The sequence below is a fragment of the Chryseobacterium sp. L12 genome (assembly GCF_056133985.1).
Genome location: NZ_JBVYOF010000006.1, coordinates 25,458 through 38,230, shown reverse-complemented (window position 1 = coordinate 38,230; position 12,773 = coordinate 25,458). Strand labels below are relative to the sequence as shown.

At 36.3% G+C, this 12,773-nt stretch carries 11 protein-coding genes; 1 reads left to right on the top strand and 10 read right to left on the bottom strand.

The annotated features are described in order from the left end of the window. Positions 1–79: 79 nt before the first annotated feature. Positions 80–1,324, top strand: a complete 1,245-nt coding sequence (locus tag AC0NBN_RS04585; protein ID WP_160812120.1) for a DUF445 domain-containing protein — start codon at positions 80–82, stop codon at positions 1,322–1,324. Positions 1,325–1,382: 58 nt separating this feature from the next. On the opposite strand, the gene ribH is transcribed toward AC0NBN_RS04585, so the two are convergent. The 10 genes from ribH to AC0NBN_RS04535 form a co-directional block, all read right to left on the bottom strand. Continuing rightward, on the bottom strand, positions 1,383–1,901 hold the full coding sequence (gene ribH, locus AC0NBN_RS04580) for a 6,7-dimethyl-8-ribityllumazine synthase (protein ID WP_160812119.1): 519 nt from the start codon (positions 1,899–1,901) through the stop codon (positions 1,383–1,385). A 3-nt stretch (positions 1,902–1,904) separates the two neighbouring features. Beyond that, positions 1,905–2,615 (bottom strand): YfgM family protein, encoded by a 711-nt coding sequence (locus AC0NBN_RS04575; protein ID WP_143882878.1) that lies wholly within the window; start codon positions 2,613–2,615, stop codon positions 1,905–1,907. Between the two features lie 171 nt (positions 2,616–2,786). Next, the gene (locus AC0NBN_RS04570; RefSeq protein WP_160812118.1) at positions 2,787–3,323 is read right to left on the bottom strand and encodes an adenine phosphoribosyltransferase; all 537 of its coding nucleotides are present in this window, start codon (positions 3,321–3,323) and stop codon (positions 2,787–2,789) included. Positions 3,324–3,327: 4 nt separating this feature from the next. Beyond that, positions 3,328–4,512, bottom strand: a complete 1,185-nt coding sequence (locus AC0NBN_RS04565; RefSeq protein ID WP_160812117.1) for a nuclear transport factor 2 family protein — start codon at positions 4,510–4,512, stop codon at positions 3,328–3,330. A gap of 50 nt (positions 4,513–4,562) precedes the next feature. Next, a complete protein-coding gene (locus tag AC0NBN_RS04560; protein WP_160812116.1) occupies positions 4,563–5,582 on the bottom strand; it encodes a hypothetical protein in 1,020 nt (339 codons plus the stop codon). A gap of 165 nt (positions 5,583–5,747) precedes the next feature. Then, positions 5,748–7,079 (bottom strand): quinol:cytochrome C oxidoreductase, encoded by a 1,332-nt coding sequence (locus AC0NBN_RS04555; protein ID WP_143882882.1) that lies wholly within the window; start codon positions 7,077–7,079, stop codon positions 5,748–5,750. Positions 7,080–7,087: 8 nt separating this feature from the next. Further along, the gene (locus AC0NBN_RS04550; protein WP_160812115.1) at positions 7,088–7,786 is read right to left on the bottom strand and encodes a c-type cytochrome; all 699 of its coding nucleotides are present in this window, start codon (positions 7,784–7,786) and stop codon (positions 7,088–7,090) included. Beyond that, positions 7,779–8,300: a DUF3341 domain-containing protein gene (locus AC0NBN_RS04545; RefSeq protein ID WP_143882884.1), complete on the bottom strand. Its 522-nt coding sequence runs from the start codon at positions 8,298–8,300 to the stop codon at positions 7,779–7,781. The genes AC0NBN_RS04550 and AC0NBN_RS04545 overlap by 8 nt, the downstream gene beginning before the upstream one ends. Beyond that, positions 8,287–9,684: an NrfD/PsrC family molybdoenzyme membrane anchor subunit gene (nrfD, locus tag AC0NBN_RS04540; RefSeq protein WP_089744605.1), complete on the bottom strand. Its 1,398-nt coding sequence runs from the start codon at positions 9,682–9,684 to the stop codon at positions 8,287–8,289. Before nrfD ends, AC0NBN_RS04545 begins: the two co-directional genes overlap by 14 nt. A gap of 25 nt (positions 9,685–9,709) precedes the next feature. Next, the gene (locus tag AC0NBN_RS04535; protein ID WP_160812114.1) at positions 9,710–12,772 is read right to left on the bottom strand and encodes a TAT-variant-translocated molybdopterin oxidoreductase; all 3,063 of its coding nucleotides are present in this window, start codon (positions 12,770–12,772) and stop codon (positions 9,710–9,712) included. Between the last annotated feature and the right edge of the window lies 1 nt (position 12,773).

The following is a 12,773-nucleotide window of genomic DNA, read 5'->3' as shown; positions in this document are numbered from 1 at the left end:
TTTTTGAAATTATTTAAGATTGATTTTGCGATAACATTATATTAAACGAACTTATCACCAATTTATTACACTTGATGATATGAATGATAATAGTAAAAGAAAACAGCTCAATAAATATAAAGCTTTTGCCACCGGACTTTTCGTTTTGATGGCAGTAATTTTTGTAGTCACCACAATACTTCAGAAAACACATGATTCTCATTGGATAGGCTATGTAAGAGCATTTTCTGAGGCTGCAATGGTAGGAGCTTTAGCAGATTGGTTTGCCGTAACCGCACTTTTTCGCCGCCCTCTTGGTCTGCCGATTCCGCATACAAACCTGATTGAAAACAGCAAACAGAAATTGGGTGATAATCTTGGAAATTTTGTGGTTTCTAATTTTCTCTCGCCGGAAACCATCCGTCCTTATATTCAGAAAATAAAAATTTCAAATTTTGTGGGAGAATGGCTTTCAAAAGAAAGAAATCAGGAAGCTTTAATTAAAAATATTTCTGACATCATTTTGGATATTCTTAATAAACTGGATGATTCTGAAGTGAGTGCGTTTATCAGTAAAAAGGTTTCGGAAATGACTGATAATATTCAGCTTAACCAAATTTTAGGAAACGGAATTATTTATCTTTTAGACAAAAATGATCACCAGAAAATCGTGACCAATCTTTCCAAACAGATTAAAGAATATCTTATTGAAAACGACGGAATGATTCAGGAAAGAGTAAAAAAAGGAAGTTATTCTTTTATTCCCTCTTTTATAGATAACAAAATTGCCCAAAAAATTGCAAGCGGACTTTCAGATTTCTTCCGTGAAGTAGAAGAGGATACCAATCATGAAATCAGATCTTTAATTACAAAAAAGATTTATGATTTTTCTAATGAATTAAAGGAAGATCCGAAATGGAATGACGAATTTAAAACCATTAAAAAAGATTTCCTGAAAGATGACAAATTAAAAGAATATTCAGACGACATCTGGAATTCAATTAAAAAAACACTGAGTACAGAATTGCAGGAAGAAACTTCTTCGCTTAAAAAATATATTACAAAAAATCTAAATGAGTTTTCTCAAAATCTTAAAACTGATGAAAATCTTCAGAATAAAATTGACAATTGGGTAAGAGTAACTGCTTACAAATATATTCTGAGAAACACCCATCAAGCCGGGAACCTCATCAGTTCAACAGTCGGAAACTGGCAAGGTAAAGAATTAAGCGAAAAGCTTGAATTAGAGGTTGGTAAAGACCTGCAATTCATTCGTGTAAACGGAACTTTAGTGGGCGGATTGGTCGGTTTGATAATTTATACGGTGTCACATTTTTTCTTATAAATAAACACAAAAAGCAAAATCGAAGTAGACTTTGCTTTTCAATATTATTATCTTAGAATTACGAATTTCCAAATCCAATGTTTCCTTTTGCACCAGAAAGATTCTTTTTGAAATCTATCATTTGTAAGGCAGTAACGGCAGCTTCTACCCCTTTGTTACCTAAATCGCCTCCGCTCCTTGCGATAGACTGTTCTTTGGTGTCATCGGTCAGTACACAAAAAACAGTTGGTGTATCGGTCATAATATTACAGTCTTTAATTCCCTGGGCAACTGCAGAACAAACGAAATCAAAATGCGGGGTTTCTCCGCGGATTACGCAGCCAATGGCAATTACCGCATCAAATTTCCGTTCTTTACAAAGCTGCATGCTTGCATAGCTTAGTTCAAAAGCTCCGGGAACAGAAAACTGTTTTATATTTTCTGCTTTTACCCCTTCTTTTTCAAGGATTTCCAAAGCTGCATCACGAAGATTGTAGGTTACAAAGTCATTCCACTCAGAAAAAACAATGCCGATAGAAAAATCTTCGGCATTGGATATATGAAGTGGCTTGTAATCTGAAAGATTAACTGTTGCCATATTTTAGTTTAAGTATTTAGCCATTTCAATATAAGAATCAGACATCCCGTTGTCATAATCCTGATATTTTTCGTCAATTGTAGTAAAATATTTTTTAGCTTCTGCATTTTTTTTCATTCCTAAAGCTAAAATACCAGCTTTTCTAGTAAAAAAATATGAAGTATAAGGATCTTCTGCTGCTGAAGCCGCTTTATCCAATAAAGACAATGCTTCATCATTTTTATTAAGACCGGATTTGGCATCTGCCATTGCGGCATACTTCATAGCCATCAATGTCTTGTTGTCTGAAGAAAATTTATCCAACAGATCATAGGCTTCCTGGAATTTCCCTTCTTTGAATTTGATAAGACCAGCATTGTAAGCCGCCAATTTACCAACATCCGTTGAAGAATATTCTTTATAGGTTCCCATAAAACCAGGATTAGCGGCAGATTTACCTCCTAAAGCCTCTTTATCTTTACCTTCCGTAAGATTTTTCTGCGCCGCAAGGTAAGTTTTTACTGCTTCTGCATTTTTCGGAGCTACTATAAATTGCTGGTACCCAAAATAACCTAAAACGCCAACCACCAAACCAATAAAAACGGCACTTAGTGGTTTCTGATATTTCTCCAGGAATTTTTCTGTATTTAAAGCTTCTCTGTCAAGATCTTTAAAAAACTCTACTGTTTCTTTTCCTTCCAGCTCTTCCTGAGCATTTTTTCCCAATTTTGCCATAAATTCTTAAAAATTGAACTGCAAATTTAATTGTTTCTGAATGATTTACAAAATGTTTATTTGTATTATTAATAAATGTCTTGAAATAATTGAAAATCTTTTGAAACAATCATAAATGATAATATTTCTTATAATATTTTTCTTTCTCAGATTTATATTAATACGGACTGATCAATATTGCAGAATACTGTAAATATCAGCGCTAAACTTTCGGAGTTTTTCTTCACCATTAAGATCTTTTAAGCCAATTAAAAAACTGAACTGTACTACATCTGCGCCTTGCTTTTGGACAAGTTTTGCGGCAGCCTCTGTTGTACCGCCTGTTGCTAAAAGATCATCGTGAATTAAAACTTTTTGTCCTTTTTTTATCTGACCTTCTCTGGTTTCTATTTCTGCACTGCCGTATTCAAGATCATATTTTTCAGAAATAACCGGAGGTGGAAGTTTACCTTTTTTTCTGATCAAAACAAAAGGCACATCCAAAGCAACAGCAACAGCAATCCCGAACAGATAACCACGGCTTTCTATTCCGCACACTGCATCTACTTTGCCTCTGCTGAATTTTACAAGATCCGCTATTACATCTTCATACAATTTTGGATCTAAAAATATAGGTGAAATATCTTTAAACTGAATTCCGGGAATTGGAAAATCGGGTATATTTTCTATTGTTGCTTCAAGTCTCTTAATGAGCTGCTCAGATGCCATACTTTTAAGGATTTATTTTATAGCTGGATATTTTCCATTCTCCGTTTACGTTTTTAAGACCAAAAGTAGCTTTCAGAGACGTTGTTCTACCGTTTTTATCCATTACATCATAAGTTGCGCTTACACTTGATGAATTTGCCGTTGAGCCGTTCGTTGTAATATTCTTAACGCTAACACTTTTTATAGCTCCGAATCCCGAAGTAGGATTTGCAAATGATTCGTAGCTTCCCCAGCTTGGATTGCTAGATGCATCAAAAGCAGCTTTTAAATTTTGTGAACTTACATTATTTAAAAATTTGCTCACCGTATTTTTAGGATCTGCAGCGGGTTGTTTCGGCTGTGCAGGTGCAACAGGATCTGTACCCGGCGTAACGGTACCAGCAGGATTATTAGGATCTATCACTGCAGCAGGATCTTGTTCAACTACAGTAGAATCTACTTTAGGAGCTTCCGGAACTTTCAATGCCGTCGGATTAACATCTAAACCGATTTTAGACATCTTAAAAGTTTTAGCTGTTGTTTTAACTGATACAGTAACATCAATTTTGTTATCCGTAATTTTAGATGCCAGTAAGGAAGAAAACTTAAGGTTGAAACCTTTAAAATTATTGTCCTGCATCAGGTTTTTGGCTGTAGAAATTCTTACTCCGTTGCTGAAAACTTCTAACGTGGCTTCTAAACCAGCTCCGGTAAACGCAACAGGATTTCCTGCATTGTCAACCAATCTCGGAATGATCTGGATTGCGGTAGGACCATTGCCATTATCTCCTGAGAACTGCGTAAGAATATTTAGTGAGCTTGCTTTTACATCGTTCGGATCGCTTTCTTTTGCCAATTCGTCACCAAAAATGTTCATTTCACCCAAAGATGGCGGTGCCGTACTTGCCCATTCTATTCCGTTTTCCTGAGCTACTTTATCAGCCATAGCCAAAATTTCCGGTACTTTTTTTCCGTTAATCAATTGTCCAAGTGCTTTTAATTCTGCAACATCCCCTTCAGCTTCGACACCGAAAGTTTTGAGAATATATAATGCTTCATTGAATTTAATCTGCTTTATCGTTGTAAGGCTAGATGCCATATCATTAATACTCGATTGAAAAGACTGAGTAGTTGTAGCATCTACGCTATCCTTTTTACATGATGTAAAAAGCAACAAACTGAAGATGAGCATCAAAGAAAACTTTTTCATTTTAGTATGGTTTATGGCAAATTTAATAAAACCTTTACTAATAAATATTTTTATTTCTTATTTTGTTGCTCTTTTAACTTATCCTTAAAAAAAGAGCTGAAAACTGTCTGCATATTCGGGAATGAAGAATCTTTCCAATAATTTGTGTGATAATCGCTGCTATTTTTATTGAATTTTACTTTCTGCTTTACATCATTGTCGTCCGTAAAGTCAATTTCAACAGAATAAAAATTCCTGTAAACAATAACTTGGTTATAATTAGGCTCGCTTTTATGCTTTAATTTGATAAAGCTGATTTCATTAGACTCTAAAAAGTCTCTCAATGTTTTTTCTGAATCTTTTTCGTAAGAATGGTTAATAATTCCTTTAACATCAAAAAAACGATATCCGAATAATGCTAATTCTTTTTCCTGCAAAGCCTCACCCGTGATTTCAATTTCATCTTTATTAAGACCTTTAAGTTCTTTAATTGTAGCCCTTTTAGATTTAAATTCTGCAATATTGCCTACATCTTTCAGTTTTGGAAGATCCAAAAAACTATTGTAATCCCACGAAGCCGTTTCTTTTTTTTCATTTTTGGCATCTTCGAGCCTGAAAACGCGGTATTGTTCAACGTTTGTACTCTTTAATTTCTTAGTTTTATTATCAAAAACATACGTAATAACCCCATCTGCATAACAGTTTAGCTTTGTATTTATCGTCACATATGTATTAAAATTTCCACGTATTTTGATGTACTTTGCCGGTTTACTATTTTTGATAACAACCGGTTCAATATCTTTAATTTTATCATCAAGTTTGATAATCTCTTTATCAAAATCACTGTAAGACAACCTTGCGAGAATAATATTATCATAAATAAGCTGGAACTGTTCCTGCTCTTTAACCAATACAGATTTTTCAATCTTTCCATCAATATCAGATATTGCCAGAATACTCCCGTCTTTTCCGAAAACTGATACTTTGGGAATTGGTAAATTGGTTTTTTCTGAAATGAATGTAATACTTTGAGAATTAAATAAGTTTAAAATTAAAATAAATAGAACTGATAGGATTTTTGAAGTTTTCATAAGAGCTAGTATGTGTTATTAATATAATTATATAATCAGTAATTTGTCTATAGCTGTCACTTATAAGACAAGAAGAAACTGAAAAGGTTGCCTGCATTAAACATTTCTAAAACAAAAAAGACTGATTATTGAAATCAGTCTTTAAATATTTATGTGTTACAATTCCTAAAAAGGATACTCGTAAATCTCAGATTCATGTAAATAAGGGTTACCTGTAGGAATAAGTTTTAGTTTAGCCAATGCTGAAAGCACTGTGAACATAAACAATCCAGCTACAAATAAAATAGCACCTGCAACAAGAAGTAAAACTTCAGGAGTCTTCCAGTAAGGACCAACTGTTCCCGGCATTACCATGTTGAAGTAATCTAAAATGTGACCACAGATTACAACAACTGCCATTATCGTAACAACTTTATAATTTCTCTTGATGCTGCTGCTTACTAATACCAATAATGGTAAAAGGAAGTTTACAATGAGCATTGGAAGGAATGTTGTAGAATAGTGTTCAAATCTTCCGAAGAAATAATTTACTTCTTCAGGTACGTTTGCGTACCAATATAACATAAACTGCGCGAACCATGTATATGTCCAAAGCATACTTGTAGCAAAAAGGAACACTCCTAAATCGTGCAAGTGATTATCGTTAAACTGTGGCAGGAAACCATTTTTCTTCAAGAAAACGCTTAGTAAAATAATTACAGCAATTCCACTTGAAAGGCAACTCACCATTGAATACCAAATATACATTGTAGAATACCAGTGAGGGTCAATAGACATCAACCAGTCCCATGCCCAAGCTGCAGAAGCAAATCCGAAGAATGCGATATATCCTACCGCCCATCTGTAAAGATATTGGTAATCTACTCTGGACTTTGTTTCGTCTACTTTTTTAGACATTGCTTTTAGTTTCCATGCGAAGAATGAAGCTCCAGCTACATAAATAACAGTTCTTATAGCATAGAAAGGTATATTTAAGAATCTCTTCTTTTCAAAAAGAATAACATCAAATTCAGGAGATCCTTCTCTTGTCAACTCAGGATCCATCCAATGGAAAAGATGCCCGTTGTGTGTAATATTAAGGATCATGATAATGATCAAAATAATACCACCCCATGGAATGTAAGAAGCAATAGCTTCCATTACTCTTGTAATAATGATTGGCCATCCTGCGTGTGCAGCATGCTGAATACAGTAGAAAAACAATACACAACAGCTCACTCCGAAGAAAAATACCGCTACAAAATGAATTGCTGCCAAAGGTTGATTATGAATCTGCATCTCTGCATGTTTCAAATGTGACTCATGATCCTGCGGACCTACCATTTGGCTTGAGTGTGTAGGCGCATCATGTCCTGAAGCATGTACTGCTTCCATCATATGCTCAATTTTCTCTGTAGTAATTCCTTTATTCATAAAGAAACCAACAGCAAAAAGAACTAAACCTACAACTAGAAGTATTATAGAAGCTGATTTTAATTTTGGTGAAAAACTATACATTTCTTTTCTTATTTTTTAGTTTCGGTAGTTTCGGTTTTTGCTGCATCAGCAGTTGCAGGAGCTGCAGCCGGAGTCGCAGATGCACCTTTGAAAGCATTCATTACATACATAGCCACTCTCCATCTGTCTCCAGGACTAAGTTGTCCTGCATAAGATCCCATTGCATTTCTACCATTTGTTAAAACATAGTGTACAGATCCTACAGTCAGTTCTCTGTCTGCATAATTCGGCACACCAGAATAAGCTCCGCTTTGTACGATCGGTCCTTGTCCATCGCCGGCGACACCGTGACATGCAGAACAAGTACGCTCAAAAAGTATTTTACCTCTCTCTAAATCCTTTGCTGCATTAGCAGGATTTAAGGGTGATGAATTAACTCCTTTGGAAGCATCATAACCTGCGTTATATTGATCCGGATTTCTCGGAAGCTTGTCTTCAGCAAAAATACCGTCTTTATTTTGAGCTACCGAACCTTCTACCGGAGAAAGTCCTGTTGCACCATTATTTTTTACAAATGCAGGAATCTCATTTTCATGATCTGAGTATGCATCCTGAGCTTTCATCAAAGGGTCGTAAGCTACAGGAAAATACATATCCGGAAAATAAACAAGAGGTGCGTTTTCTTTTGGTCCGCAAGAATTAAGTAAAACTGTAGTTAAACCTAAAACCGCTGTAATTTTTAAAATATTTCTCTTCATTTTAAGCATCTTTAACGGTTATTTCTTCTACTCCTGTATCAATCAAAAGTTGCTTTACCGAATCAACATCATTCGTAATAAACTCCATCAGGAATTTATCATCAGTAGTTCTCGGATCCGGATTCTGAGCCGGTGCACCTGGATACATTTTGTTTCTAACCAAGAAAGTTAAAGACATCATGTGGGCAGCACAGAAAACCATTAATTCAAACATAGGCACTACAAAAGCAGGCATATTGTGAGCCCAGTCAAATGCAGGTTTACCACCAATGTTCTGAGGCCAGTCATGATTCATGACATACCAGGTAACTGTTGCACCAATACTTACACCATATAATGCATAGATGAAAGCAGCATCAGAAATTCTGGTTTTCTTTAAACCTAAAGCTTTGTCTAGCCCGTGAACCGGAAACGGAGTATAAACTTCGTTGATTGCGATTCCTTTATCGTTGAATGCTTTAACGCCGTTCATTAAATCATCGTCGTCAGCATAAAGTCCGTATACAATTTTAGTGGTGCTCATCTCCTTCTTTTGCTTTATAAGTTTCACCTGAGATTTTCAAAATTGATTTCAATTCCGCCTGTGCAATTACAGGGAATGTTCTTGCATATAATAAGAATAACACAGAGAAGAATCCGATTGTTCCTAAATATACTCCAACATCAATAATTGTTGGTTTAAACATCGTCCAAGATCCTGGCAAGTAATCTCTTGAAAGGTTGATTACAATAATGTCGAAACGCTCAAACCACATACCGATGTTAATAATCAAAGCTACGATGAAAGTCCAGATAATATTCGTTCTTGCTCTTTTGAACCAGAATGAAGCCGGAACTACCAAGTTACAGATGATTAATGACCAGAAAGCCCACCAGTAAGGTCCAACTGCAGCACCAGGAGAAAGATAAGTAAAGTCTTCATATCTTGATCCGGAATACCAGCCGATAAAATATTCAGTTGCATAAGCTACAGTTACCATTCCACCTGTCAATATGATTACGATGTTCATAATTTCGATATGATACATTGTGATGTAATCTTCAAGGTGGCACACCTTTCTTGCTACTAACAATAGTGTTTGTACCATTGCGAATCCCGAGAAAATCGCACCTGCAACGAAATAAGGAGGATAAATTGTAGAATGCCATCCTTTGATAACCGAAGTTGCGAAGTCAAATGATACCGTAGTGTGTACCGAGAATACAAGCGGCGTTGCCAAACCTGCAAGAACCAAAGATAGTTCTTCAAATCTTTGCCAGTGTTTTGCTTTACCACCCCAACCAAATGCAAGGAATGTATAAATCTTCTTAGTCCAAGGAGTTTTGGCTCTGTCTCTGATCATTGCAAAGTCAGGAATCAATCCCATAAACCAGAATACTGTAGATACTGAGAAGTAAGTAGAGATTGCAAATACGTCCCAAAGTAGAGGTGAGTTGAAGTTCCCCCAAAGAGAACCAAACTGGTTTGGTAAAGGGAAAACCCAATATCCTACCCAAACTCTACCCATGTGAATTACCGGGAAGATTGCAGCCTGCACAACAGCGAAGATTGTCATCGCTTCCGCAGAACGGTTTACGGACATTCTCCATCTTTGTCTAAATAATAATAATACTGCTGAGATCAGTGTACCGGCGTGACCAATACCTACCCACCATACGAAGTTGGTAATATCCCAACCCCAGTTAATAGTTCTGTTAAGCCCCCATGCTCCAATACCTGTTCCGATAGTATAAGCGATACAGCCAAATCCGTAGATGAACAGAACTAAGGCTGCATATAGTGAAATCCACCATAATTTACCTGCTCTTTCTTCGATAGGTCGTGCAATATCTTCTGTGATATCGTGATAAGTTTTGTGACCAATAATCAGAGGTTCCCTTATCGGAGCTTCGTAATGTCCTGACATTTTTTACCTATTTATTATTTAAACTTTATTTTTCTACTCTGTTTCTTACTTTAGTGTGATAGAACACGTTTGGCTTGGTTCCGATCTCTTCAAGTAAATAATATCTTCTGTTGCCAGAATATAATTTTCTAACTTCAGATTCTTTATCATTCATATCTCCAAACTTGATAGAACCTGTAGAACAAGCTTTTGAACAAGCAGTCTGGAACTCTCCTTCTGCCACTCTTCTGCCTTCCTTCTTCGCTTCAAGAATAGTATTTTGAGTCATCTGGATACACATAGAACATTTCTCCATAACCCCTCTTGTTCTTACAACAACATCCGGGTTAAGAACCATTCTTCCAAGATCATTATTCATATTGAAATCGAACTTGTCATTCAGGTTGTATGTAAACCAGTTAAAACGTCTTACTTTATAAGGACAGTTGTTAGCACAATATCTTGTACCAATACATCTGTTATAAGCCATGTGGTTTTGTCCCTGCTTACCGTGAGATGTCGCAGCAACCGGACAAACAGTTTCACAAGGAGCATGATTACAATGCTGACACATTACAGGCTGGAAGATAACATCCGGGTTTTCTGCCGGGTTTTCTAAAGCTCCTTCAATTCCTAAAACATCACTTCCATATAATTCAGGAACTGCCATTCCTTCTTTCAGCCCATCATAAACTCCAACTTTCTGTTTAGATGAATAGTAACGGTCAATTCTCAACCAATACATATCTCTAGACATTCTCATCTCTTCTTTACCTACAACCGGAACATTGTTTTCTGCCTGACAAGCAATAATACATGCTCCACAACCAGTACAAGAGTTCAGGTCAATTGATAAATTGAAGTGAGGCCCGTCTGTATCATCAAATGCATCCCAAAGGTCGATTTTACCTGCAGGAAGAGCACCACTAATGGTATGATATTCCAATGGCTTGTTCCAGCCATGATGTTCGTCGTCGAAAGGTACGTTAATAAATTCAGCCAAAGGAACTTCTTTAGCAATATCATAACGTCCCATTAATGTATTTTGAAGCTGAATACCGGCAAACTCGTGTTCTTCTCCTGTTTTTTCAATAGAAACATTAGAAACCACTAAGTTTGAACCGTCAAATAAAGGATATGCATTCACTCCCGTATCAGCTGTAGCACCAGAATCTTTTTTACCATATCCTAATGCAAGACCCACAGATCCATCAGCTTGTCCAGGTTGGATAAATACCGGTACGTTTTCAATTTTAACTCCGTTTACTGTAAGGTTTACTATAGAACCATCTAACTGCATTCTTGCATTAAGATCATTTTCTATACCGAGCTCTTCAGCATCTTTTGGAGAAATCGTTAAATAATTATCCCAAGACATTCTAGTCAATGGATCCGGCAATTCCTGCAACCAAGGGTTGTTTGCCTGAGTTCCGTCTCCCATTGCGGTCTTAGTATAAAGCACTAATTCTAATTTAGAAGCTTTGAAGTTTCCTAATTCAGCAATAGCCTGATTTGGATTTCCGCCTGCATAAGACAGCATTGTCGCGTTAGCGGAAGTCACAAAACCATTGTAAAGCGCTTTATTGAATGAAACTCCGCCTAAAACAGATGCAGAATTAGCTTTTAAATAATCGTAATAGTTATTAGAAGCGTTATTCTTACCATTTTTCCAAACCAATAAAGACTCCTCGATCTGTCTTGACTTGTAAATTTTCTGAATGGTAGGCTGCATTAATGTATAAACACCGGTCTGAGGTTCTATATCTCCCCATGATTCAAGCCAGTTAGCAACCGGAATGACAGCTTTTGCTGCTTTATACATATTGTTTTTCTTATCCGTAACCGCAATTACGTAAGGTACTTTTTCTAAAGCTTTTTTGAAATCCTGACCTTTATTGTGAGAATATACAGGATCTACGTTGTTAGAAATCAAAACTCCAACCTGTCCTGCATTCATCCAACCTAAAAACTCCTGGAATCTTGCCTTATCAAATTCCTTAAGGAAGTTTGCTTTACCTGTGAAAGCTACTGATCCTAATTTTTGGTTGATTAAATGAGCTAAAACCTGTGCAGCTTTAGAACCATCAGCAAAAACAACAGCTTTATTTCCTTTAGCCTGAAGTTCTTTTGCAATTCCTGTAGCTACTTTATCTGAAGAACTTCCACCAACAACTGCATTATAAACTTCTACCAATGTTTTGTTTACATCGCTTGGCTTCAGTCTTATTCTTTCGTCGGCATTTGCTCCTGTAAGAGACATATTAGATTCAACCTGAATGTGTCTCAACATATTAGCACCGGGAGTTCTTGCTGCTGCATAAGAAGTTTCTAAGCTCGAAGCATTGTAATCTCCTAAGAAATCTGCTTGGAAAGAAACCACTAATTCAGTTCCTCTAAGGTCATAAACCGGCAAAGCTCTCATTCCAAAAACTTCCTGAGCGGCATCTAAACCTGCAGAATAAGGAAGAGTATCGTAAGTTACGAGTTCAGCGGTAGGATATTTTGCTTTAAATTCAGCAAATAATTTTTTAAATGTTGGTGAAGCAAAAGAATGTGATAATAGCACAATTTTTTTACCTGCAGACTGAGCTTCATTTAAACCTTTGATAACGAAATCATCAACTTTATCAAAAGTTTCATCTTTACCGTCAAGCTTTGGCTGCTTTACTTTATCATTATCATAAAGAGAAAGTACACTCGCCTGAGCTCTTGCATTGGTTTTACCTAAATCTCCTGCAACCGGATTAGGTTCAATCTTGATAGGTCTTCCTTCACGTGTTTTTACTAAAACACTTGCAAAATCGAAACCGTCAAAATATGTTGAAGCGTAATAATTAGGAATACCCGGAATGATTTCATGCGGCTTTACCACATAAGGAATCGTTTTGATTACCGGTGCTTCGCAGGCAGCCAAAGTAACTGCTGCTGTAGAGAATCCCAATAGTTTCAAGAAATCTCTTCTTGATGTACCTGATTCGTTTTTCTGAGCACCTTCTAAGAAATCTTCTACCGGAATTTCTTCTTGGAACTCTTTCTGAGCCAGCTTATTGTTTAAAGCCGGATCTTTAAGTTCGTGAATACTTCTAAATTGTATTTTATTTGAAGCCATT